A 26,820-nucleotide genomic window follows, 5' to 3' on the forward strand; every position below is an offset into this window, starting at 1 on the left:
TCATGTTTAAAAAATCAAATTTCAAATATTTTTTATACGCAATAAGCGCTTTTATTTTATTGACTCTAGCATCACGCAAAGAGAAAGCAACAATAGCAGAAGCTCAAGAATTAACAATTTCAGAAGGGTTTGAAAATCCTTTAGGCTTTTATGATAGCACTCCTGATTTTTCATGGAAATTACCAGTTTCCGAAGAGGTATTGAGTCAATCAGCATATCAAATAGTAGTAGCTAGTGCCACAGATTTGTTACCTGATAATGCGGATTTATGGGATTCTGAAAAGCAAGAAAGCAGTCAATCAACCTTTATACAATATGATGGAAAAGTATTGAATTCACGTCAAAAAGTTTATTGGCAAGTAAAATATTGGAATCAAAATAAAGAAGCTTCAAAGTGGAGTGAAATCAATCATTTTGAATTAGGATTGTTAAACAATAGTGATTGGAATGCAAAATGGATAGGTTTACCAACCAAAGAAGAAGGTGTACTTGGAAGTCAAGATAATGTAATTCACAGACCTCAATACTTAAGAAAAGATTTTAAGCTATCTAATGAAGTAGCCTCGGCAAGATTGTTTATAACTGCAAAAGGTGTTTTTGATGTAGCTATAAATGGAAAAGATGTTAGTGATGATGTTATGCCTCCTGGGTATACACCTTATAAAAAACGTATTGAAACCATTACATATGATGTTAGTGAATTAGTAGTATCAGGACAAAATACTATTGGAGTTGAAGTTGCTGCAGGATGGCACTCTGGACGATTAGGTTGGATGAAGTCTTTTTGGAGCAATACAGAATCACCAAAGGTTTTATGTCAGTTAGAAGTAACAATGAAAGACGGTTCTAAAGATATTGTTGTTTCTGACAAAAGTTGGAAAGGAACAACAAATGGGCCTATAAGAGTTTCTGAAATTTATGATGGTGAATCTTATGATGCTAATTTAGAAATGGCTAATTGGACAACTAATAACTTTGATGATAAAGATTGGAAAACGGTAAATGCTTTTCCAGTTAGTAATGATATAAAGTTAGAACCAAAACGACATACAACAGTAAAATCTAAGATTGAATTGGAAACAAAAGATATTATTAATAGAGATGGAGCAGTTATTTTCGATTTACAGCAAAATATGGTAGGTGTACCTTTGTTAAAAGTACCAATGAAAAAAGGAGAAATGCTTAAAGTTAGATTTGCTGAAATGCTATCACCAGATGGATCTTTTTATACAGAAAATTATAGAAGCGCTCAGTCTACCAATTATTACACCGCGTCAGAAGAAGGTGTAATAGAATGGATGCCAAAGTTTACTTTTCACGGATTTCGTTATGTAGAGCTAAGCGGATTTGATGCCTCTAAAACACCATCAAAAGATTGGGTAACAGGATTAGTTCAATATTCAAATTTTGAAGAAAATGGAACATTTACATCTTCACACGAAAAGTTAAATCAGTTACAAAGTAATATTGTTTGGGGATTGCGTGGAAATTTCTTTGATATTCCAACCGATTGTCCGCAAAGAGATGAACGTATGGGGTGGACTGGAGATGCTCAGGTTTTTGGTCCAACGTCGATTTTTAATGCTGATGTTCATAAATTTTGGGCAAGTTGGTTACAGAGTGTTCGTGAGTCTCAGTATGATAATGGAGGTATTCCGTTTGTAGTACCAGATGTTTTATATAACAATAAAGTAAGTTCTGGCTGGGGTGATGTTTGTACTATTATTCCTTGGAAAATTTATTTTAGAACTGGAGATATAGGTGTTTTAGAAGAAAATTATGTTATGATGAAAAAATGGGTGCAACATCATAATGAAACTTCAAAAAATTATATTTCGTATATGAATTCTTTTGCGGATTGGTTACAACCATATCCTGCGAATGGAAATAACAAAGGAGATACTTCACATAGTTTGATAGGAACTGCATTTTTTGCACATTCAGCCAAATTAACTGCACAAACAGCAGAAGTATTAGGAAGAACTGAAGAACAGGCTAAATATGAAGAATTATATAAATTGGTTGCGAAGGCTTTTGAAAATGAGTTTTTTGATGAGAATGGAAAAGTAAAAGGAATTTCCGAAACACAAACTTCTTATTTATTAGCACTAGCATTTGATTTATTATCTGAAGATAAACAAGCAAATGCTAAAAAACATTTGTTAGAAAAAATAGCAGATGCTGATAATCATTTACGTACAGGATTTTTAGGAACACCTTTATTATCTGAAGTATTAGATGAAACTGGTGAAACTGATTTAATGTATAAAATATTGTTTAATGAAACGTACCCATCATGGTTTTACTCTATTAATCAAGGAGCAACAACAATCTGGGAGCGATGGAACAGTTATAGTAAAGAAGAAGGTTTTAATCCGATGAGAATGAATAGTTTAAATCATTATGCATATGGTGCAATAGGAGAGTGGATGTACGAACGTGTTGCTGGAATCGCTCCCTTAGAAGTAGGATATAAAAAAATATGTATTGCACCACAAGTAAGGCAGCCACTTACATCTGCATCTGCCTCCTTAAACACACCTTATGGAAAGACATCTTCTTCTTGGGAAATTAAGGATGGGCAGTTTAATCTAGATGTAATTGTTCCTCCAAATACAACAGCTTTAATTGTTATTCCAGCTGATACAAGCCAAGTTCTTGATGTTAATGGAAAGGCTTTTGAAAACAATAAAAATATGAAGTTGATTTCAACCGAAAAAAATGTATTCTACATAGAAGTAAAACCAGGGAATTATACATTTAAATCAAAGCTTAAAAAATGAAAATAATAAAACTAATAATATGTTTTGTGATTGCCATAAACTCAACTGTTTCATCGCAAACAATAAATCCACCAGCAGGAAGAATTGCCATTGTTGCAGATGGTAATTCTCCAGATCCAGATGATCTTGGAGGAACAGCAGTTTCTATTGCTTTGTTAAGAGCTTCAGGTCTCGAAAATAAACTTGTTCATTATTCACATAGTTGTGATTTGATAAGAAATCAAAAGATTTCAGTCTTAGCTGAAAAAGAACGTCATGCTTTAATGCAAAGTTGTTGTGATGTTACTTCAAGACGTTGGGGTGGTTTTGAATCACTTACTTTTTTAGATGCCAAGTGGCAGTTAGATAAAACCATTAATGATTTGGCACATGCTATAAGTATATCTTCTGCTGAAGATCCTCTTTGGATTATAGAAGCTGGAGAACCAGATATCATTGGGTTTGCCTTAAAATTAGCACCTAAAGATAAGCATCAGTTTGTAAAGGTTGTAACGCATCACCCGGCAAATGATAATGCAGGAGATTTCTATAAATGGCAAGATATTTTAGATTTTGGGGTGGAAGAAGTTAGAATTCCAGACCAAAATATTAAATTAAAAGTTGATCTTGAAGATTGGGATTGGGCTAAAAATCATTCAGACCCTATAATTCAAAGTATATGGATTCAAGGAAAAATTGCAGAAGTTGATGATGTTGTTAAATTTCAAAAAGGTAAGTGGGATTGTTCAGATGCTGGTATGGTATTGTATTGGATAACCGGAGCTACAAATGGAGGATTAAAACAAGGAAATGTTGACGATGTAAAAAAAATATTATTGAACTATATTGAAAAGTAATTTAAGATTGAAAACAATGTAGTAAAAATACCATTGATTTTTCGAGTTTCAAACAGAGTAAAGGAATTGTTCAATCAGCCATATAATCATTAAATAGAGAGTGAAATTAAAAAAATATGAATAGAATTGTAGTGTTTATTGTAGTAAGTTGTTTAATAGGGTTAAGTAGCTTAGCAGCACAAGAAAAACCAAACGTATTGGTTTTTATAGTAGATGATTTAAGAGCAGAATTAGGTTGTTATGGAAGTGAAACAGCAAAAACACCTAGTATAGATAAACTTGCAAGTGAAGGAGTGATGTTTAATAAAGCTTATTCACAACAAGCCATTTGTGCTCCCTCACGCATGAGTATGTTAACTGGATTGCGCCCTGAAAATTTAGGGATATACAGTATTTTTACACCTTTACGTAAAGTTCATAAAGATATTGTGTCAATACCGCAGTTATTTAATAAAAATGGATACAAAACAGTAAGTATTGGTAAGGTTTATCATCATAGTCGTGATGACCAAGAGGTTTGGACACATTATTTCCCTAAAGAACCTGATAGTTATTTAAAACCTGAAAATATTAAATTATTGGCGTGTCTTAAAGCAAAAGGTGTAAAATCTTTAAAAGGGCCAGCCTTTGAAGATGCCAATGTAGCCGATGATGGTTATAAGGATGGTCGTTCAGCAAAAAGAGCAATAGAAACTCTTCATAAATTAAAAAATGAAAAGTTTTTAATGTTTGTTGGGTTAAGTAAGCCTCACTTACCGTTTAACGCACCTAAAAAATATTGGGATTTATATAATAAAAAAGACTTTAAAGTGCCTTCTAGGGAAAAACCAGAAGGAATGTATAGGTTAGCCTTAAGTACTTGGGGAGAATTGAAAGGTTATTATGGTATTCCTAAAGAAGGTGATTTAGACGATGATTTAACAAGACAGTTAATACATGGTTATCATGCTTCTGTAAGTTATATTGATGCTCAAGTAGGAAAAATTATAAAAACATTAGAAGAGTTAGACTTACGTAAAAACACAATGGTTGTATTTATGAGTGACCATGGATATAAAATTGGAGAATACGGGGCTTGGTGTAAACATTCAAATAAAGAAATTGATGTAAGAGTACCTTTTATAGTAAGTAGAGAAACAGGTTATAAAAATAGAGTAGTAGGTGTTACATCAAATGCATTAATAGAAAATGTTGATTTATTTCCTACGTTAGTCGATGCTTGTGGATTAAAAGGCTTAAATTTTAATGGAAAAAGTATTTTACCGGTAGTAGATAATCCAAATCTAAAATGGGATGAAGTAGCAACTAGCGTGTATCCAAGAGGAACTAAAATTATGGGATGTACAGCCACAGATGGAAATTGGAGGTATACCGAGTGGAGAGATTCTAAAACACAGGAGGTTTTAAGTGTCGAATTATATGAACATAAAAATAGTTTGTTGTCTTTTGTTAATTTATCGGGAAATCTAAAATATGAGAAAGTAGAACACAAAATGAAGAGTCTTCTTGAATCACAAATGCCAAAAAATAATGGTGCGTTTTTACAAAATGATATTCCAAGATAAAATTAGAGAAAGAATTTGAAAAAAGAAGTATTTTATTATGAGCTAGTTAGAGTCTCATGTGCTCCAGTTTAGTGAGTGTGAATAACAATAAAACTATAGCCTTTACAATAATTATTTTGTAGAGGTTTTTTCATTTTTTATGGTTTGTCACAAGCAAGGAAATAAGAATAATTTATACTATTTAAAAAAATAATTGATCAAATTCTAGCATTTAATTATATGAAACAAGTTAATTCTCCTAAAAAAAAATATCTTCATAATAAAAATTACTGGAATTAATAAAATTATGTTTTACAGTATAGTACAGGATACCAATACTTGATACTCTTTGTAGATTTGTTAACATATTATTATGATTTGGCCTTTTTGCATTAAGAGTAATAATTATAATGAAATCAAACTAATTTATGTTAAAATTTAAACTGAATATGAAACAAAATTTAAAAAAACAATTTCCTGTTTCGGGGTTAGCGTTACTGCTGGTAATAGTTTTTTCCAGTTTTACTGCAATTAATTTAGAAGCTCAAAATAGGATTTCAGGTGTTGTGACAGATGAAAGTGGGATGCCATTGCCGGGTGTGACTATTCTTCAAAAAGGAACCACTCGAGGAGCATCTACGGATTTTGAGGGAAATTATTCTATTGATTTAACTGAAGGTGAAAACATTCTAGTGTTTTCTTATTTAGGATTTAAAACAGTGGAAATTGCGATTAATGGAAGAACAACGGTTAATGCAACTTTAGTAGGTGATGTAGAAAGTTTAGACGAAGTAGTACTTGTAGGTTATGGTACTCAGAAGAAAGAGAGTGTCGTAGGGGCGATTACTCAGATTAAAGGAGCTGCATTAATGGAAAGAGCCGCTGGTATAGCCAATGTTGAAGAAGCGCTACAAGGAAACTTACCTGGTGTAACTGCTATTCAAGGTAGTGGGATTCCAGGTCAGTCAGATATGCAAATTTTTATTCGTGGTCAAAGTTCATGGAACGGTTCGGGAGGTCCACTAATTCTTGTTGATGGAGTTAAGAGATCCATGACTGATATCGATATGAACGACATTGAAAAGCTATCTGTTCTTAAAGATGCTTCAGCCACAGCTGTATTTGGGGTAGAGGGGGCAAATGGTGTAATATTAATTACTACTAAGCGTGGTCAAGTGGGTAAGGCTCAATTGTCTTTAGCTGTTAATTCTACCGTTAAATTTGTTTCTAAGTTGCCGGAAAAGTTGGATTCATATGATGCAATAATGCAGGCAAATAGTTCTATTTTAAGAGAATTGCCTATTTCACCTATTGGATGGGGTGATTTTCAACCAATGTCTATTGTAGACAAATACCGTAATCCATCTTCTGAAGAAGAAAGCTATTTATATCCTAATATTAATTATGAGGATGAACTATTGAAAGATTTTGCTCAAGATTATAGAGTTAATTTATCTGTACGTGGTGGTAATAAATCTGCCAAGTATTTTGGAAGTTTAGCTTTTCAAACAGTAAATGATATTTTTGATGGTGGTAAATACGATAGCGGAAAAGGGTATCTAGGTGAATATAAGTACGAGCGGTTTAATTACCGAAGTAACATTGATTTCGATATTACTAATACTACAGAACTTTCAGTAAACCTTTCTGGTTACTTAGGAACTCGAGAATCACCTAGTAATTTAAATGTCGTTGCAAATGGACTTTACGAAATTGCTCCTAATTTGTATACGCCCGTATATCCTGATGGTTTATATGGACAATATAAAGACGACGGGTATGGTATCACCAATCCTATTGTAAGTTTAACTAATACAGGATATGATACGTATACCAATTTTCAGGTAAATACAGATTTTATTCTGAAGCAAAAATTGGATTTTATAGCAAAAGGTTTATCAGCTCAAGCTCGATTTTCGCTAGATAATAATATGACAAGTCTACAATCTTTAAATGATAATGGAGCAGATGGGGTAGAAAATTTAATATATAGAGTCTATGATGGTGATACAGAGACTTTTTTATCTCCAAATGGTGTAAATGATTTTGGTTTCGTAATTAGACCTTGGACTGTTGGTCCTTCACAAATAATTGATGGAAATAGCGGTACTGCTAGTCAGCGTAGAGATCGTAGTATGGTTTATGACTTTTCTATGAATTATAACCAAACATTTGGAGACAAGCATAATGTAACAGGACTATTTTTATTTAGAAGACAAGAACGTGCTAGAGGAAGTGTTTTTCCTACGTTTCGTGAAGATTGGGTAGCTAGAGCAACCTATGATTATGACAACAGATACTTTTTAGATATAAATGGAGCATATAATGGTTCAGAAAAATTTGGTCCAGGATTTCGTTTTGAACTCTTTCCTTCTGCAGCAGCAGGTTGGACTGTAACAAACGAATCTTTTATGGAAGAGGTAGATTGGTTGAATAAACTTAAATTTAGAGGATCTTACGGACTTATTGGTGATGATAATTTTAGTGGTAGATGGAGATATATTAGCACGTGGTCAAATGGAGGATCGGCATATTTGGTACCAAGTAATTACGGAGGAACATCACCTTACATTTTCTATAGAGAGGCACAAGTTGGGAATCCAAATCTTCAATGGGAAACAGCTATTAAGTACAATATTGGTGCTGAAATAGGATTGTTTAATAATATGGTAACTGCTGAAGTTGATTATTTTGCAGAAAACCGTGATAATATTCTTGTTACTGGCTCATCAAGAGCCGTACCTGATTGGTTTGGAGCAATTCCTCCAGATTTTAATAAAGGACAAGTAGAAGTAAGAGGTTTTGAAGTTGTATTGGGTGCAAATCATACCTTCGAGAATGGATTAAATCTTTTTGGTAATTTTAACTATACACAAGCAAAAGATGAAGTTATAGTTAGAGATGACCCAGTGTTTCAACCTTTTTATCAAAAGGATGCAGGTTTCCCAATAGGTCAATCAAATACTGCCATTCCTGTAGGAATCATGACTAGCTGGGATGATGTTTATATGTCAACACCTCAAGTCACAAATCAGAATCTAACACGTGTAGGTTATTATGATGTAGTAGATTTTGATGGAGATGGTATTTATAATAGTTCTTTTGATAATGCACCTTTTGGTTACCCAGTTCGTCCACAAAGAAACTGGAGTGCTACTTTAGGAGGACGTTACAAAGGCTTTAGTGTTTCGGCTCAGCTGTATGGAACACAAAATGCTAATAGAAGTTTTGGAAACAGAACGTTTACAAATCAAACTCATTTGATTTTTTCACAAGATACAAATTATTGGACTGTTGATACGCCTAATAATACAGATACGCAGCCTGCATGGAGGGCGCAAGGTGCAACTAACCCAAGAGACAACTGGTATGATGCATCATTAACGCGACTAAAAGCTGTTTCAATATCATATGATATACCAGAAAAAACATGTGAAAAGCTTGGGGTTAAGTCCCTACAGTTTTTTGTTAATGGAAATAATTTAATCCTGTGGACGGACTTACCTGATGACAGAGAATTTAATGGTACAGTTACCGCAGATTCTAGTTTTAGAGGAGATTACCCAACCTTAAAAAGGTTTAACTTTGGTTTTAACATGAATTTTTAAAAAGAACGTAATGAAAAATTATATAGCAAAAATATTATTATTCATGGGGCTTATATTGTCGTTCTCTTGCGAGGACTACTTAGATATTGCTCCGGAATCAGAATTGAGTCAAACCGATGTTTTTTCAAACTTCGATAGTGCACAAGGATTTGTTGAAGAAATGTACGGCTTAGTCGTTGATTATGGAACTTCAGCTCATACTTTCCAAGATTATTTATATGGAGATGATGCACATGGTAATAGAACCTGGAAAGCAAGTTATTTGATTGATAACGGTAACCTAAATGGATTAAATCGTGCTAATTACAGTTATTTAACATCTTGGAAAAATTCTACGTATGGAACCAACAACGCAAGTACTACTCAAAATAATCAAAGTAGAAGACCAGGATTATGGGATGGTAGTTTAAAAGGTATTCGTAACGCAAATATTGTACTTGAGAGTGAAGATTTAATGATAGGTTTATCTCAGGATGAAAAAAATATTATACTTGGACAAGCTTACTTTTTTAGAGCATTTTTTCATAATGAAATTATGAAGTTCTGGGGACGCTTTCCTTATATAGATAGAGTGTTTGTAGGTGATTTTGACGTACCACGTCCGGCAACTTATAAAGAGAGTGCTTTAGCAGCCAATGAAGATTACAAGAAGGCTATTGAGTTATTGCCTGTAAATTGGGATGATACTTCATTCGGACAAAAAACTTTAGGTGATAATATGGGTAGACTTACTAAAGGAGCTGCTTATGCATTTCAAGGGAAAAATCTGCTTCTTGCTGCAAGTCCATTAATGCATGGTAACAACGGCGCTATGAATACTTACGAGTATGATACCGAATTAGCGAATATGGCAGCTGATGCTTTTGCAGGAGTTCTTAAATTAACTGATCAAGGCCGCTATCGATTAGCTAGCGATTTGGAAGAATATGAAGAAGTGTTTTGGAAAACACCAGCGGCCAATATGTGGCCGGGTAGTACAGAGTTTATTTTTGGCCCTACAAGTGGTAATGCTGCCCAAGCAGAAAGATTTATGACATCAGGAATGGACAGAGACATTCATGGAAGGTCTGGATCTGAAATTTCTAGCCCTACTCATAATTTTATTCATTATAATTTCGGAATGGCTAATGGTTTATCAATTGAAGACGATATGACTGGAAACTATGGTCCTACATTATATGATCCTAATAATCCATTCGCAAATCGTGATCCACGTTTTTATCAATGGATTGTTGTAGATGGCGATTCTTTTGGAACAAAAGCGAGCATACCTGCTAAACATAAAAAAGCGCAGCTTTTTACAGGGGGTGAACACCGTAGTACAGGTAGTGATAACCAACCATCTACAACGGGATATATGCGTAAGAAATTTTATCCTGTAGTTGATGGAGAATTTCATAGCAAATGGAACAGAATTATTCAAAATTATAAGGGGACACTTTTGCATATGAGACTTACAGATGTTTATTTAATGTATGCCGAATCTTTACATGCTGCAAAAGGTGCAACTACTGCGCCTGGATCTTATAGCTTAACTGCAGTAAATGCTATTAATTTATTACGTAGTAGAGCTGGTATTCCTAATGTTAACGCTTCAATTGTGTCTAATAACAATAAGTTTATGGATGAATTAAGAAGAGAAAGAGCAGTTGAATTAAGTTTTGAAGCTCATAGATGGGTTGACCTGCGTCGTTGGGGAATAGCACATTTAGATAAATATAAAAGAAAACTAGCTTTTGAATTTCCTAAAGATCATTCGTCTTTTACAGAAAGGTTACTTGTTGAGAGAATTTGTGAATATCCAAAACATTATTGGATACCTTTTGAGGCTAAACAAACGCAGATTTACGAGGGCTTCCCTCAAAATCCAGGATGGTAGTTTTATACAATTTGTTATAATTAATATAAAGAAAAAAAAATGAAGATAAATAAATTATATAAGTTGTTTACTCTTGTGTGCTTAGCCTTGTTTTGCTTTAGTAATTTTACAATAGCACAAACAAAAGGCACAGAGATAAAAGCAACCATAGTTGATGAACAAGGTAGTCCAATAAGCGGAGTAAATGTTTTTGGTCCTAATGGCGTGCAAACAATTACAAACAATAATGGACAGTTTGAAATTAAATTACAGAGCTCTGAGTCTGTTGTAATACAAAAAAAGGGATTTGAATCAGCACTTGTTGGCATGTCTGATTTAATAGGTAGCATTACTTTAGTGAAATCACCGTTCCTTGCTACAGAAGACGATCAAATCAATATGGGAGTCGCTACTAAAAACCGACGTGAAGTTGTTGGTGCGATGTCATCAATTAACACAAAAGATCGTTTAACCTATGACAATACACAGTGGGTTAGAGATTACATTAATGGTTTAATGTTAGGTGTTAAAGGTTCCTCAAATATTAGAGGATTAGGAAATGCAATTTTTGTTATTGACGGTGTAATTGGTCGTGACCCAAATATTTTAAATATGGAAGAGGTTGACCAGATTACAGTTCTTAAGGATGCAAACTCAGTTGCCTTATACGGGAGTCAAGGAAGAAATGGTGTAATCATTATCAATACCAAACGTGGAAAAATTAATAGAAAAGAAGTAAATGTTAATGTTCGTTCTGGTATAAGAGTGCCTATTGCTTTACCTAATTATCTTGGTTCTGCTCAATACATGCAACTATTTAATGAAGCAAGAATAAACGATGGGCAAGATATTTCTTTTCAGCCTGAAGATATTACACCTTATTTAGATAATCCAAATAATTATAGGTATCCAGATGTTGACTTTTATTCAGACGATTATATCCGACCATTTGTACTTTCAACAAGTGTAATTACCGAGTTTTCAGGTGGAAATGACAAGTCACAATATTACGTTAATGCCGGATGGAACCGTAATCAATCATGGGTTAACATTAACCCAGATGCCAATGCAGGGGATAATAGATTTAATGTAAGAGGTAACATCGATTTTAAAGTAAACGATTGGATTAAAAGTAGTCTTGATGGAATTGCAATTATAAGTTCAAGTAAAAGCGCTTTATCTAATTTATTGAATGCTGGTACAAATTTTAAACCTAATTCATATGTGCCTTTAATCCCTGTAAGTATGGTAGATACAATTGGAAATCCAGGACTTGCTGCTCAAATTGAGTCAGCTAGGATATATGATGGAATGTTGTTAGGAGGAGCCCAACAGTTTCAAAATGATACCCCTATTGCTAATGCTATTGCTGGAGGTTATCAAAATAATGTGATTCGTTCAACACAGTTTAATAACTCAATAGATTTTGATCTAGATATGATAACTGAAGGGTTGTCAGCAAGAACTTATTTAAGTTTTGATTTTTATGATTCATATAAATTATCAATTCGAAACCAGTATAAAGTTTATGAAGCAGAATGGACAGATGATAAAATAACAGCATTGACACCATATGGTACTGATTTAAAAGATTTAACTGAAAATGTTAGCACTAATGGTTTTGTATCAAGATTGGGTTTTTATGGTCTTGTAAATTATAAAAAAACTATTGCAGAGAACCACTCCTTAAATACTACTTTCTTAGGGTATTACAACTCAATGAAGAGAAACAATGTGCTTCAAACAGATATAGATACTCATCTCGGATTTCAATTAGCGTATGATTATAAGAAAAAGATGTTTGTTGATTTTAGTGGGGCTTACGTTAGTTCAATTAAATTACCAGAAGGTAATAGAGGTGGATTTTCACCAACACTTGGATTAGGATATATACTTAGTGAAGAGTCTTTCTTGAAAGATAACGAGGTTATTGACTATTTGAAGTTAAAAGCATCAGGAGGTATCATAAAATCAGATATCGGAATCGACGCATATTATTTATACAATGAAACATATTCTAATGGCGGAACGTTTAACTGGGCAGATGGTCAAAGTTCTAACCGTAGACAAGATGTTTCACAAGGAGGAAATCCTAATATGGGATTTGAAGAACGTATCGACCTAAATATTGGTTTTGAAAGTTACCTAATGAATTCACTTTGGTTTGAATTTAATTATTTTAAAACACAACTTGATAAGCAATTAACTTTTTTAACTGATAAATATCCATCTTATTATAATACTTTTAGACCGTATGATAATTATAATAAAAATGAATATAAAGGTTTTGAAATAGGATTAAATTACAATAAAACCATTAATGATTTTACTGTAGGTGTCGGTGCAAATATTTTATATAACGAGTCTATAGCAGCAAAACGATCTGAAGTTAACGAGTTTGACTACCAAAATAGAGTTGGAAAAGAAACATCTACAATTTTTGGATTAGTTGACCAAGGATTTTATTCGGAAGCTGACTTTAATATTGATGGTGACGGTAATTATATTTTAAAGGATGGTTTAGCGGTGCCAATTTTTGGTGAAGTTCAACCAGGTGATATAAAATATATAGATCAAAACGGAGATAATAGTATTGATAACGATGACAATGTTGCTATTGGACAAGGTAGTAGTCCTTGGACTTATGGCTTAAATTTAAACTTTAAGTACAAATCGTTTAACTTATTTATACTAGGTACAGGTCAATTTGGAGCTGATGCAATTAAGAATGATAGCTATTATCAAGTAAACGGAAATGATAAATATTCTGAGGTTGTTTTAGGACGTTGGACACCTGAAACTGCTAATACCGCAACATTTCCAAGGTTATCTTCAGGAAACAATTCAAACAATTTTAGAACATCTACTTTTTGGATGTACGACACAAGTTTCTTTAAAATTAACCGTGCTCAGTTAACATATGAATTTACTGATGACTTATGTGACAAAATTGGGATGGAAGATTTTAGTTTGAATCTTTCAGGAACCAACCTTTTAGAAGTAGCTGAAAACAGAGATATTCGTCAATTGTCAATTGGTGGAACACCTCAATTTAGAGCATATACTCTTGGTTTAAGAATGTCATTTTAATATAAATAGAAAATTTAGATAAATGAAAAATTTAATAAAATATATATTAATTATGTTGGTTTTTGCCGGCATGATTGCCTGTGACCCAATTGATGAAAACAGGCTAGACTTTGATTATGTGAATTCAGATCCAGCAACGGCAGAAGGATTATTATTACAAGGTTATACAGGACTAGTTAGTCAGTATGCGTTTTCTGAAGCAGCAACTGATGATGCTATTAATAATCAATTGAGTAATGGTTACAAAAGAATAGCTCTTGGAGAATTATCAGCTCAATATAATCCAGCCGCACGTTGGAATAATTTTGAAAAAGTATTTTACTTAAACAGATTTTTAGAAATAATTAATGCTGGTGAAATAGAGTGGAGCAGAGATGTAGAAACTAATGAACTATTTAACAAACGTATGAAGGGTGAGGCTCTTGCGCTTAGAGCTTTACATCACTTTTATGTGCTACAAGCTCATGCAGGAAAAGGAACTTCTGGAAACTTGCTAGGAATTCCATACTTTCTTGAGTTTATTACCTCTGAAGGAAATTTTAACATACCACGTTTGTCATTTGAAGCTTCTGTTGAAGAAATTATGACAGATTTTGATGAGGCTCTAACATTATTACCAACAGATTATTCAAATAATGATGCAGATATTGATCCATGGTACTCAGGTTATGATCCAGGAAAATATAAAGTAGTGAATGGAAGTGCCTATGATTTACGTATTTCAGGTAGAATTGTAAAAGCACTTAAAGCACGTTTGGCATTGTTTGCTGCTAGTCCATCATTTTTAAATGGCCAAAAAGATTACTATCAAAAAGCAGCCGAAAACGCAAGTGACTTGTTAAATACTATTGGAGGAGTTTCTGGTTTAGCACCAGGAGGTGTTGAATTTTACACGTCAGATGATGATATAAACACAGGTGAAATGCTGTGGCGTGGTTCAATTGGTGGTAATAGCTCAACATACGAACAAAGAATGTTCCCGCCTTCAGTAAATGGAAAAGGAGAGATAAACCCTACGCATAATTTAGTTATGGCATTTCCTATGAAAAATGGATTTCCTGCAACTGAAGCTAATGGTTTTGATGCTCAGAATCCATATGCAAATAGAGACCCGAGATTAACAAAATACATTGTTGTAAATGGAGCTTCTATTGGAGGAGGTACTATTAATACTGGTAATGGAGGAGGAATTGATAGACTAGATTCTATCCCTCAATTTTCTACTACTACAGGGTATTATCTTAAAAAATTGTTACGTCCAGACGTAAGAATTAATAGTGATGGAACTACATCAGGAAAGAGACACTTTAATGTATATTTTAGATACACAGAATTGTTTTTAATTTTGGCAGAATCAGCAAATGAAATTGGAGGTCCAGATTATCAGGTTAATGGCATGAGTGCACGTAATGTTATCGCCGCAATTCGCCAAAGAGCTGGAATTGCACAGCCAGATAATTATTTAACTTCTCTTTCAAGTAAAGAGGAAATGAGAGAACTTATTAGAAATGAACGACGTTTAGAACTTAGCTTTGAAGGTCATAGGTTTTGGGATCTTAGAAGATGGGGGGTATCATTAAATGAAACTGCCAAAGGATATTTTTACAATGGAAATAATTATGTAGAATTACCTACTGTTGAAACTAGAAACTATCAACCTTTTGCTACCTATATGCCAATTCCAAATGACGAAACGTTAAAGTTTTCTGAACTTGAACAAAATAATGGCTGGTAGTATAATTGTATACTTTAAATGAATTTAAAAATATTAAACATGAAAATAAAATTAATATTAGTCGCTTTTGCCCTTAGTTTGATGGCTTGCGAGAATCAGGTTAATGAATTTGACGACTTTGGCTCAACTTCAGTGTATTTCCCATATCAAACTCCCGTTAGAACTTTAATTTTAGGTAAATATGATTTAGGTTTTAATGAAAACGATAACAATGGTAGGTTTGAAATAGGGGTTATTATGTCTGGAGTTTATGAAAATACAACGAACAGAAAGGTGCACTTTGAATTAGCGCCTGAATTGATAAACCCTTCTGTGATAGGTGTTAGCTCAGTAAATGTACAGGTGTTGCCATCTTCTTATTATACTATTGAACAAGAGAGTCCAGTAACAATTCCAGTGGGTTCTACTAAAGGACGTATTCCTGTACAACTTAATGATGCATTTTTTGAAGACCCTCTTTCTTTTGCAGGTGAAAATGAGGTTAATTATGTACTCCCACTAAAAATTACAGATTACGAACAATTAGATTCACTTTTAACTGGGGTTCCTAATGAAGATGTTATAAACCCTGTTAAGGTAAAAGGTAGTGATTGGGCATCTGAGCCAAAAGATTATACACTTTACGGTATTAAATTTATGAATAAATATCAAGGCATATATTTGCGCCGAGGTGAAGATGTAATGACTAATGCTTCAGGAGAGAAAGTGAGTAATGTTTACCAAGCTGAATTTGTGGTAAGGGATGAATTGGTTACCTTATCTACAAGCGGAAGATTTAATGTTGAATTGTCTAATCTTGTGCGAAGGGGTGGACTTTCAAGTCCTGGAAGTGTAAATATGGAATTATCATTTAATGAAAATGGTGATTGTACAATTTCTAGTTTTAATGATGATATCTATAATATTTCAGGCTCAGGAAAGTTTGTTGAAGATGGAGATGAATGGGGAGGAAAAAAACGTGATGCAATCTACTTAGATTATACATATACAGATACAGCGAACAACGAAACACATGCCGTTAAAGACACTTTAGTGATTAGAGACAGAAATGTGAAATTTGAAGAATTTACACTTGAATTGACAGAATAATAGTCTTTAGAAATAAATACAAAACAACTATAATTGAAAAAGAATAGCGAAGGTTGCAAACATCTTTCGTTATTTTTTTTTGTATCAGATGTTCTTATTATGAATATACAAAAATACGATATAATTCTAAACAACTGTATTTTAAAAATATTCAATCAGGATAGTTCAGGATGGTTTATTTTTTTTAAAAATTTAATTTTGTTTAAAATAATTTTTTATAATCATGAGAAAAAGTAAGTTTAATTACATGTTCATCACAATAACCACTTTATTTGTTTTTGTGATTTTCATTTCATGTCAATCTGATGATGAGGATGATGATATCATAGAGATTATTAAAGAAGACCCTGATCCTGATCCAGAAGTAGTCATAGCAGATGAAGATACAGGTACATATACAACGTGTAATTCAGATGGCGAAAATGCTACTAGGACATCGGATGATTTACCAAATCCTGTTAATATAGGAACCATTGATGATAGGAGTTGCTATGCAAATTACAAAGAAAGTACGATTGATGGAAAAGTTTGGGGTATATATAATATAACTGATGGTTCTAATCATATAGATTCAAATGGTTTGCAGCCTAGAATTGAGCGTTCATTACCAAGAGTAGCAAAAACAGGTATAGGAACTTTTGTGAAATTTACAGGGACTGTAAGAGTTCTTGAAGTAGGAGATACTACTGGAGAAAACAATGATGGTAGTTACATAGCACAGGCTAAAGGTAAACATACTGGAGGTGGTGGTTCGCCAGATCCAGCCATTTGTTTGTATTTAGCTAAACCAGTATATGGTACAGGTGCTGATGCAAATAAGCAAGTGTCGTTTGATATTTATGCGGAACGTATCTTAGTTCGTGGAGGATCAGGAAGCGGCAGAGAAATTGTTTTCTTAAAGAACATAAAGAAAAATGAGGCAACTGATTTTGAGCTAAAAGTAGGTTTTAGAGAAGACCCTAACGATGCTACAAAAAAATTACACTATTGCGATGCAATAATTGGGGGAGAAACTTTTAATTGGAATATTCCTGAAGCAGAACGTGCAACAGAATCGAAAATTAGATATGGTGCATATCGTGTAAAAGGTGGGAGAGCTCAAATTAGATGGGCAAATACTACGCACACTAAAGTGGAAAAAGATTAAATTTTTTCACAAAAAAAATACAATTAGGTCTAAAATATTTAAAAATGGTTGGAAGAAATTTCAACCACTTTTTTTGATTATTGATTCTTTAATAATTATACGATTAAATTTATAGTTGAATTTTAATTAGACTTTTTTATCTCAATTCTGTTTTTCCAAGGCTCATAAAAAGAAAACCGATAGATTCTTAGTATTTTTATGTCTTCTGTAATTTTAACGTTGTTGTTTTGTAAGTGTTGCTTTATGCTTTGTAAATTATCTATTTCAAAAGCAGGATGTCTTTTAGACTTTTTACAATTTTTCCCGTTCCAATATGAAGTGAAACATCAGCTATTTGTCTAACAGATTCAAACTCGATAAATACTTTTTTTTCTGAATCAGATTTGTCAAGTTGAAAGTGTTTGCGATACCATACTGTTCCTCGCCATTGGTTATCTTCACCATTATGGTGTCCATGGCTTAAATCGTCAAATGTATCAATATCGTTAAATGTGTGTGGGCAACTTATAGCGCTCCAAGATGTATCATTAAAATTTGATTCTTGTGCGTTTTTAGGGTTTTCTTTTATAAATTTCCAATCTGGATTAAAATTATATTTAATTCGATTTCCTTTTGATATGTTATTAGCTGTAGCGTTGTTTTCTTTTTTACAAGAAGAAAAATTTATGGCTACAAAAGTTATTATAACTAAAATTATACTGAATTTTAACTTAACCATTGATAAGATGCATTATATTTTAATTATTGAGGAATTAGTTCAATTAACTTAACGCTATGACGTTCTAAATTTACTTTTAATGTAATTTTGTTATCCTTTTTTTCAATAATTGAATCTTTGATTGTTTGAGGTAATTTAGCTTTTGATTCGTATTTTGCTAAATTAGAGTTTAACACATCTTTCCACCCATCTTCAAAATAATCCGAAGGTCTATTACCGTATTTGCGTCCATTAGTTTTTATTGCAACACCTGCATCTGAACAATCTTTATAAAGTTCATGCATAAAAATACCGTGTGTTTTATCAATAGTCCATTCATTCATTTTCCATTTAGTTGAGCCTGAAATTAGACCACCTTCAATTTGAGGATAAATAGTTTTAGTTGTACCGCTATTTCTACTGGAATTGTGATTGTAAACAAGCAAATAAATTTTATTATTTTTGCTAACAGGTATAATTCCGTTATGACCAGAAGTGTTGTTTTTAATGCTTTGTAATCTATTTCCATTTTCCATTTTTTGAAACATTTCAGTAACGTTTCTTCTTCCCGCAGGTAAATTACTGGCTTCAATTTCTTGACCCCAGTCGTATATTTCTGTAATATTATATCCATAAGCCAAATCTGCTATCGCAGCATACCAACTTGCTCCCATTTCAGTACCATCATTAAGGCTGAGACCTCTATTTCCGTTTTCATCTCTTAAAACTCCAAATTCTTGGATGTCAAAAGGAATGTTGCTAAATTGAGAATAGCTATTTAGTTTTGCTCTATAAGGTTCTACAGTTTCAGGTAATTTAATAGTCTTTTGATCAAACTTCTCATAATATGAAATACAGAAAAAATCCATTTTTGTTCCTGTTTTTCCAGTAGCGTAATTTGTACCTGTAGCACAATGATCTATTAGTTCTGTGGTATATGTAGCAACGCCCTCTGTAAGTAAATTTCCAGGACCAATGATGGCATCAGGAATTACTTTTAAAACTTCATCAACAGTAATGTCGTAATGTTTAAAAAAATCTTCTTTCGTTCCATTCCAATGTTCTGGAGCATAATTAGGCTCTGTGGCAACCCTAAAACGCCAAGTTTTAACTTCATTCAATCCAAATTCATCTACAAGGGTTTGTAAGAAAGCATTTATATATATTCTCCAAATAGTGTAATCATCAGGTGGGTTTGTATTACCATATTTATTTACTTCCTGAACAGCATTCATTTTCCACGGAACATTATCTAGAACTATCCTTGGCTTAAAACCGGTTTCCATGAAGCCACGCATGCTAGTTAACAAGCCACTAAAATCTGTTATAATATTGCCAGAACCATCTACACCATTAAAAAAAGTGTTTAAATTATCTGTTCTACCACCTAAAACCCTCACCATATTATAACTTTTCACATAATCCTTTATTGGTTCAAGCGACGATCTAAAACTTGCACCATTAAAACGTGTTTGATTTACCATTGGTCTTGTTGACCAAAAATTATACATTTCTCCAAGAACAGCACTTGTGTTAATAGTTACAATTTTATTGGGATCTATAATCTCTTCTTCTGGCGGATTTGTATTTTCATCTGGAATTTCTTCAATGAAAGGATCAGATTTTGAACAAGAGAATGAAATAATACAAGCCAATAGTATTGAAAGAAAAAATATTCGTCTCTTTTGATTTAGATACATCATTGTTTTTTTTAAGTATTTATTTTAAAAAAGTATTGTTTGTAAATTTAATAGATATTAATAATAAAACTGACCTGTAGTGTCATGTAGTAAGTAGTTTGAAATAAGCAGTGAAAATAATTAAAATTATACATGACACAACAGGATAAATAAAATGCTACTTAGGATTAAGTTTGTTTTATTAAATATGAATAGAATTAAAATTAAAATGAAAATAAAATCAATATTAGTACTATTTTTTGTTTGTACACTTGGTTATTCTCAGAGAATAGAAACTAATTTTAACTACAAATGGCATTTTATATTAGAAGATGATGTTAATTTTTCAAAAGAAAATTTTAACTCTTCTTCATGGGAGTTGTTGAATATTCCTCACGATTGGTCTTTTGAAAAAGGTGTGAGAAAAGGTGGCGATCAAGGGCAAGGTGGTGGTTATCATGATGGAGGAATAGGTTGGTATCGTAAATCGTTTAACATTCAAAAGAAAAGCTTATCAAAAATAAATTACATCAATTTTGATGGTGTTTATATGAACAGTGAAGTTTGGGTAAATGGTAATTATTTAGGGAAAAGACCTTATGGATACATTAGTTTTCGCTATAATATTTCAAAATATTTAAAAGAAGGAAAAAACACCATTGCCGTAAGAGTTGATAACTCTTTAGAGCCTTCAGCTCGCTGGTATCATCCTTGTGGAATTTATGCAACTGTAACATTAATTGAGGTAAATCCAACTCATTTTAAACCAAATAGTATTTTTATAAAAACACCATCTATTCAAAAAAATAAAGCTATAGTTTTTATTAATGCTGAGGTTTATGGAAATATTAAGGGTTTAAAATATGTGGTTAAACTTTTTTCTTCTAAAGGAAAACTATTGACTCAAAAATCTAAAAAATTAAAAAGTTCAAATCCAAAATATCAATTAGAAGTTGAGAATCCAAAGTTATGGAGTCCAGAAACACCTGTATTATACACAGCGATGACCCAAATTTTAAAAGGCAAAAAAGTAATTGATGAAATAGAAACCACTTTTGGTTTTAAAACCGTAAAATGGGAAGCCAAAACAGGTTTTTGGTTAAATGGCGAAAATGTAAAATTAAAAGGCGTTTGTGAACATTGGGAAGGTGGTCCTGTAGGAGGTGCTTGGACAAAACCAATGTTGCGTTGGAAATTACAGAGTTTAAAAGATATGGGTATTAATGCTATTCGTCCTTCTCATAACCCAACACCACCAATGTTTTACGATATATGTGATGAAATCGGGTTATTGGTTATGGATGAAATTTTTGATGGTTGGCATAAAAAAGCCCCTCAAGATTACGGTAAACAAGCTTTTAACGAATGGTGGCAGCGTGATGTTGAGGAATGGATTACTAGAGACCGAAATCATCCAAGTATTTTTGTTTGGAGTTTAGGTAATGAAACACATAGCGATATTGCTCCAGAATTGGTGAAATTAGGGAAAAGTTTAGACCCAACCCGATTGTTTACTTCAGGTGCAGGAAATCCTGAAGATATGGATATTACGGGTGTAAATGGAGGTTCTGAGACCAAATCATTTATAGAAAGTAGAACGTTTGATAAACCATTTATTTCTACTGAAGCGCCTCACACTTGGCAAACACGAGGTTACTATCGAACACAAACTTGGTGGCGTGATAATGAATTACCAGGAACTTATGAGTTGCCTAATTTAACCGAGAAAGAAATTTTCTTTTATGAAGGAATTAATCCTAAAAACTGGAGAAACAGAAAACAAAGTTTTAATTCTTCTTATGACAATGCAACCGTAAGGGTTTCCGCTAGAAAATATTGGGAAGTTATGCGAGACAATCCTTGGCATAGTGGACACTTCCGTTGGACAGGTTTCGACTATTATGGTGAAGCAGGTTTAGTTCATGGAGGTTTACCTTTTAATTTATTTATGGGTGGAGCTTTAGATGTTGCTGGATTTAAAAAGGACCTATTTTATTTTTATCAAAGTCAGTGGACAAAGGAAACGATGTTGCACATGCTCCCGCATTGGTCGCATCCTAGAATGAAAAAAGGAACTGTAATTCCTGTTTGGGTGTATTCTAATGCCGATGAAGTTGAATTATTTTTAAATGGAAAATCGTTAGGAAAAGATAAGCCAGGAACTGTTTGGAATGAAATGCAATGTGAATGGATGGTGCCTTATGAAGAAGGAAAATTAGAAGCAGTAGCTTACAAAAAAGGTGAAGAAGTAAAAAGAACTTCATTTAACACAAGTAAACAACCTTCAAAATTAAAGACGAGTATTCAAAAATTAAAAGCAGAAGACAGTTTTACCACAAGTTATATTATTACTTCAGAAAGTTTAGATGAAAACAATAATTTATATCCTTATGGAGAAAATAAAGTTTATTACAATATTCAAGGTGATGTAAAAAGGATTTCTATGGAAAATGGAAACCCTATAGATCCTACCAGTAGAACAAAATCAGACTTTAGAGCATTGTTTTTTGGGAAAACGAGATTGTTTTTAAGAGAGCTTCCAAATGCTAAAAAGGCATCGATAATAACGGCATCTATTTTAGGAGATAAAGCTTTATATACTTCAAATAAAATTACAATTGAAGCAGAACAGATTCATATCATAGGAAAATCAATTTTTGAAGATTTAGAAATTCTTTATTCAATAAATGGAGAAGACCCAGAAATAAAAGGTACAATTTACAAAGGAGCTTTTGAAGTTTCTGAAGGTACAACAGTATTAGCTGTAATAAAGCAAAACGGAAAAGTAGTATTAAAACTAAGCGAAACCTTTGGTAAAAACGAAGGCCTATTTTGGGGAGATGAACATTCTAAAGATATGTGGATTGGAAGAGGAGTTAACATTTCGGCTGAAGAAGGTATTCTTAGAGGAGATGCAACGGTGAGTAATGAGGCACACCGTTACAAAGGTAGTGGATTTGTTAGGTTTGATGGAAAAGAAGGTGCTGTAACATTCTACCAAGAAAACGATGGCGAAGAAGGTGATTACAGTATGCGTTTTAGATATATGCACAATAATGTTGGAAAATTACATACAATGAAACTGTATCTAAATGATGAGTACATAAGAACACTTGAGTTTAAACCAACTGGAGGTTGGGAAAAAGAATGGAAATTTGTTCCAGCTATTTTAAGACTTAAAGCGGGAGCAAATAATATTAGGATAGAGACAACCGGAGAAAGTGGACCATTTATAGATGAATTATTTATTGATTAAATTTTTAAAAATGAAAAACATTCTTTGGAGTACAGTACTTATATTTTTAAGTTTTAGTATTCAGGCTCAAAATTTAAATTCGGGATTTCAAAATCCACCCAACGAAGCAAAAGCAAGAACTTGGTGGCATTGGATTAGTGGAAACGTTTCTAAATCTGGAATTACAAAAGATTTAGAAGCAATGAAACAAGTGGGCATTCAAGAGGCACAATTGTTTAATGTACACCTAGGTTTTCCCGAAGGTCCTGTAAAATATCTGTCTGATGAATGGTTATCGCTATTTCATTTTTCAGCTACTGAAGCTAAACGATTAGGATTAGAATTGACATTTCATAATGGTCCTGGTTGGTCTTCTTCTGGAGGTCCTTGGGTAACGCCAGGAAATGCGATGCAAACGGTGGTTTTTAGTGAGCTAATTGTAAAAGGTGGAAACAAATTTCATAGCAAATTACCCAAACCTAAAACAAAATTTGATTTTTATAAAGATATTGCAGTTTTAGCGTTTCCAAAACCAAAAGATTCTTTAAAAATTGATGGTTTAGATTATAAAATTTTATCAAATAGAATTAGAAATCACTTATTGCCAGATACTAAAGAAATTCCAGAAGCTGCAATTGTAAAAAAAGAAAGCATTATTAATATCACTTCTAAGTTCTCTAGTGAAGGTGTTTTAGAATGGAATGTACCAGAAGGCGAATGGATTATTTTACGAATAGGACATACGCCAAATGGTGCAAAAAATAGACCTGCCGTAGATGGTGGTCACGGTTTAGAAGTAGATAAAATGTCTACAGTTGCATTAGATGATTATTGGAGCAAAGGTGTACAGCCCATTTTAAATAAATTAGGGGGCTTAGTAGGGGAAACTGTAAATAATTGTTTGATTGATAGTTACGAAGTAGGTTCTCAAAATTGGACTTCTGGTTTTGAAGATGAATTTCAAAAATTAAGAGGATATAATTTAACATCCTATTTACCAACTTTGGCAGGCTATTATATAGAAAGTGGAGAAATTACAGAACGTTTTCAATGGGATTTTAGAAGAACTATTGGCGATTTAATTGCTGAAAATTATTATGGGCATTTTGCAGAATTGTGTCATAAAAACAATTTAAAATTTTCTGTAGAACCTTATTGGGGCCCTTTTGATAATATGCAAGTAGGTGCGACAGGTGATATTGTAATGTGTGAGTTTTGGAGTGGAGGTTATCCTTTTTTTGATTCCCCTAAATTTGTATCTTCTATAGCGCATTTAAATGGAAGTAGCATTGTTGGTGCAGAATCTTTTACAGGAATTGGAGGTTGGGACAAACACCCAGCAACTATAAAATCTATTGGCGATAAAGCTTGGGCAGAAGGCATTACACGTTTTATATTTCATTCGTACGTGCATCAACCTTGGGATATTGGACCAGGAATGGCGTTAAGTTATCACGGTTTTGATTTTAATCGTTTGAATACTTGGTGGAAGCAAAGCAAAAGCTATCTAGATTATATTGCCAAATCACAATTTTTATTACAACAGGGGACTAATGTTGCTGATGTGTTGGTGTTTACTGGAGATTCTTCTCCAAACACCGCTTTTTTACTACCAGAGTTGAAGAAATCTGGATATGACTACGATTTGATTGGTGCTAACAAACTATCAGAATTGTCTGTAAAAAAAGGAAAAATCGTTACAAAATTTGGAGTAGCTTATGAAGTATTACTTCTACCAGAAAGCGATTGGATTACGCCTAAAACCTTAAAAATAATAGAGGCTTTGGTTAAAGATGGAGCTGCAATTATTGGGAAAAGACCAAAACAATCTCCAAGTTTAACTAATTATCCACAGAACGATGTTGTTATTAAAAATACTGCTAAAAAACTTTGGGATTCTAATTCAATTAAGGATATTTCAATCAATCAATTTTTAGAAGAAAATAAAATTACACCAGATTTTTCAGTTGAAAAAGGCAGTAAAGGCGACATCAGTTTTATTCACAGAAAAACAGCAGAAGCAGACATTTTTTTTATCGCCAATACAAAAAAAGAAAGCAGAGAAATTGTTGGAAGATTTAGAGTAGAAGACAAACAAGCTGAACTATGGAATGCAGAAACTGGCGAAATAAAAAAAGTAGCTGTTTGGAAAAGTAATGAAGATGGAACCATAAGTATTCCTTTAAATTTAGAAAGTGAACAATCCATTTTTATCGTTTTTAAAGAAAATTCAGCAGGTAAAGATCATATTGTTGAAGTTGATGTAAAATTAGAAAAACCAACACCTACACCATTATCAAATTTAAAAATAATCAAAGCAGAATATGGTAATTTTTTACAAGAAGGTTTGGTAGATATTACTGATAAAGTAGAAAAAGTTGTAAAAAACGGAAAAGTAAATTTTAAAATGTCTAGGGGTTTTTGTGATTGTGATCCAGCAATGGGTTATGTAAAAGAGTTTAGAATGGAGTATCAAATTGGAGATAAAGTCGAACATATTCACGCAGAAGAGAGAGAGCTAGTTAGCATTGATGCTGGTAATCAACCACTCAAAATAATTTCTGCAGTGTTTGGTAAATTTAAAGCAGAAACCAAAGGAGTTCCTAAAAACTTTGAAGCTTTTGATGTTACTGAAAACATTCAAAAACAAGTAACTACTGGGAATTTTAATATCAAAATTTCAGATGAATTGGTAAATGGAAAAACATTAAAAAATGCTTATAATTTTCTAAAAATTACATTTGAAACCGATGGAATTTTAAGAACCACTATAATTCCTGAAGGTGAATTTTTGAACTTAAACAGATCTATTCCTGCCTCAGAAATATATAAAACAAAAGGCAATACGATTTGGAAAACACCTTTTTCTGGAAGTTTGTCGTATACGACATCCTCAGGAAAATCGAAAAAAGTAAAAGTAAAGGTTCCAAAACCTATTGAGCTTTCAAAGGATTGGCAAGTTACTTTTCCTTTAAAAAACGGAACATCAATTAAAAAGAATTATAAAACATTAACATCTTGGTCAGAAGCTTCTGAAGAAGAAATTCAATATTTTTCTGGAACTGCGATTTATGAAAAGGAATTTACTTTAACTAAACAACAATTAGGAAAAGAATATGCTTACAAATTGGATCTAGGCAGTGTTTCAATAATTGCAGAAGTATATATCAACGATAAAAAAGTAAGTGCCTTATGGAAAGCTCCTTTTAAAGTATCCATTGATGAATATTTAAAAAAAGGCAACAATACAGTAAGAATAAAAATCACAAATTTATGGGTAAATCGAATAATTGGTGATGAAAAAGAGCCTTTAGATTACAAACGAAGGGGTACAAAAACCAAAGAACTTCCTAGTTGGTTAGGAAATCCAGAATCTCGTGATTCCAAAAGACAAACATTCTCATCTTGGAAGCATTGGAGTAAAGATAGTCCATTGCAAATGTCGGGACTTTTAGAACCTGTAAAAATCAATGTTTCGGTCGTAAAAGAATTAAAATAGATTGTAGAAAAAAAATATAA

13 protein-coding genes are annotated in these 26,820 nt (G+C 32.8%); 11 read left to right on the top strand and 2 right to left on the bottom strand.

From position 1 onward, the window contains the following. Window positions 1–2: 2 nt before the first annotated feature. The 9 genes from Q0776_RS05990 (at window position 3) to Q0776_RS06030 (ending at window position 17,690) form a co-directional block, all read left to right on the top strand. A complete protein-coding gene (locus Q0776_RS05990; protein WP_298365982.1) occupies window positions 3–2,783 on the top strand; it encodes an alpha-L-rhamnosidase in 2,781 nt (926 codons plus the stop codon). After that, the gene (locus tag Q0776_RS05995) at window positions 2,780–3,619 is read left to right on the top strand and encodes a hypothetical protein (RefSeq protein WP_298365984.1); all 840 of its coding nucleotides are present in this window, start codon (window positions 2,780–2,782) and stop codon (window positions 3,617–3,619) included. Before Q0776_RS05990 ends, Q0776_RS05995 begins: the two co-directional genes overlap by 4 nt. 116 nt (window positions 3,620–3,735) lie before the next feature. After that, window positions 3,736–5,184, top strand: a complete 1,449-nt coding sequence (locus Q0776_RS06000; RefSeq protein WP_298365987.1) for a sulfatase — start codon at window positions 3,736–3,738, stop codon at window positions 5,182–5,184. 428 nt (window positions 5,185–5,612) lie between these two features. Next, window positions 5,613–8,771, top strand: coding sequence for a TonB-dependent receptor (locus Q0776_RS06005; protein ID WP_298365989.1), 3,159 nt, complete (start codon window positions 5,613–5,615; stop codon window positions 8,769–8,771). Window positions 8,772–8,781: 10 nt separating this feature from the next. Then, window positions 8,782–10,650 carry a RagB/SusD family nutrient uptake outer membrane protein gene (locus Q0776_RS06010; protein WP_298365992.1) on the top strand — a complete coding sequence of 623 codons (1,869 nt, stop codon included), beginning with the start codon at window positions 8,782–8,784 and terminating at the stop codon, window positions 10,648–10,650. 39 nt (window positions 10,651–10,689) lie between these two features. After that, window positions 10,690–13,719 carry a SusC/RagA family TonB-linked outer membrane protein gene (locus Q0776_RS06015; RefSeq protein ID WP_298365994.1) on the top strand — a complete coding sequence of 1,010 codons (3,030 nt, stop codon included), beginning with the start codon at window positions 10,690–10,692 and terminating at the stop codon, window positions 13,717–13,719. 22 nt (window positions 13,720–13,741) lie between these two features. After that, window positions 13,742–15,454: a RagB/SusD family nutrient uptake outer membrane protein gene (locus tag Q0776_RS06020; RefSeq protein ID WP_298365997.1), complete on the top strand. Its 1,713-nt coding sequence runs from the start codon at window positions 13,742–13,744 to the stop codon at window positions 15,452–15,454. A 39-nt stretch (window positions 15,455–15,493) separates the two neighbouring features. Next, window positions 15,494–16,543, top strand: coding sequence for a DUF5627 domain-containing protein (locus tag Q0776_RS06025; RefSeq protein ID WP_298365999.1), 1,050 nt, complete (start codon window positions 15,494–15,496; stop codon window positions 16,541–16,543). A gap of 223 nt (window positions 16,544–16,766) precedes the next feature. After that, a complete protein-coding gene (locus tag Q0776_RS06030) occupies window positions 16,767–17,690 on the top strand; it encodes a hypothetical protein (protein ID WP_298366002.1) in 924 nt (307 codons plus the stop codon). Window positions 17,691–17,949: 259 nt separating this feature from the next. Here Q0776_RS06030 and Q0776_RS06035 read toward each other — a convergent pair whose 3' ends face one another. After that, complete coding sequence (locus Q0776_RS06035; RefSeq protein ID WP_298366005.1) at window positions 17,950–18,408, bottom strand: sugar-binding domain-containing protein; 459 nt, start codon at window positions 18,406–18,408, stop codon at window positions 17,950–17,952. Window positions 18,409–18,431: 23 nt separating this feature from the next. Further along, the gene (locus Q0776_RS06040) at window positions 18,432–20,090 is read right to left on the bottom strand and encodes a hypothetical protein (protein WP_298366007.1); all 1,659 of its coding nucleotides are present in this window, start codon (window positions 20,088–20,090) and stop codon (window positions 18,432–18,434) included. A gap of 205 nt (window positions 20,091–20,295) precedes the next feature. On the opposite strand from Q0776_RS06040, the gene Q0776_RS06045 reads away from it, so the two are divergent. After that, window positions 20,296–23,322 (top strand): glycoside hydrolase family 2 TIM barrel-domain containing protein, encoded by a 3,027-nt coding sequence (locus Q0776_RS06045; protein ID WP_298366010.1) that lies wholly within the window; start codon window positions 20,296–20,298, stop codon window positions 23,320–23,322. A 10-nt stretch (window positions 23,323–23,332) separates the two neighbouring features. Further along, window positions 23,333–26,800, top strand: coding sequence for a glycosyl hydrolase (locus Q0776_RS06050; protein ID WP_298366012.1), 3,468 nt, complete (start codon window positions 23,333–23,335; stop codon window positions 26,798–26,800). Window positions 26,801–26,820: the final 20 nt, after the last annotated feature.

The organism is uncultured Lutibacter sp. (assembly GCF_947495725.1).
Classification (GTDB): domain Bacteria; phylum Bacteroidota; class Bacteroidia; order Flavobacteriales; family Flavobacteriaceae; genus Lutibacter.

Coding starts and splice junctions, on each gene's coding strand:
- Q0776_RS06010 (WP_298365992.1), top strand. CDS start 8,782: ATGAAAAATTATATAGCAAAAATATTATTATTCATGGGGCTTATATTG.
- Q0776_RS05995 (WP_298365984.1), top strand. CDS start 2,780: ATGAAAATAATAAAACTAATAATATGTTTTGTGATTGCCATAAACTCA.
- Q0776_RS06005 (WP_298365989.1), top strand. CDS start 5,613: ATGAAACAAAATTTAAAAAAACAATTTCCTGTTTCGGGGTTAGCGTTA.
- Q0776_RS06045 (WP_298366010.1), top strand. CDS start 20,296: ATGAAAATAAAATCAATATTAGTACTATTTTTTGTTTGTACACTTGGT.
- Q0776_RS06015 (WP_298365994.1), top strand. CDS start 10,690: ATGAAGATAAATAAATTATATAAGTTGTTTACTCTTGTGTGCTTAGCC.
- Q0776_RS06035 (WP_298366005.1), bottom strand. CDS start 18,408: ATGGTTAAGTTAAAATTCAGTATAATTTTAGTTATAATAACTTTTGTA.
- Q0776_RS06000 (WP_298365987.1), top strand. CDS start 3,736: ATGAATAGAATTGTAGTGTTTATTGTAGTAAGTTGTTTAATAGGGTTA.
- Q0776_RS06050 (WP_298366012.1), top strand. CDS start 23,333: ATGAAAAACATTCTTTGGAGTACAGTACTTATATTTTTAAGTTTTAGT.
- Q0776_RS06040 (WP_298366007.1), bottom strand. CDS start 20,090: ATGATGTATCTAAATCAAAAGAGACGAATATTTTTTCTTTCAATACTA.
- Q0776_RS06030 (WP_298366002.1), top strand. CDS start 16,767: ATGAGAAAAAGTAAGTTTAATTACATGTTCATCACAATAACCACTTTA.
- Q0776_RS05990 (WP_298365982.1), top strand. CDS start 3: ATGTTTAAAAAATCAAATTTCAAATATTTTTTATACGCAATAAGCGCT.
- Q0776_RS06025 (WP_298365999.1), top strand. CDS start 15,494: ATGAAAATAAAATTAATATTAGTCGCTTTTGCCCTTAGTTTGATGGCT.
- Q0776_RS06020 (WP_298365997.1), top strand. CDS start 13,742: ATGAAAAATTTAATAAAATATATATTAATTATGTTGGTTTTTGCCGGC.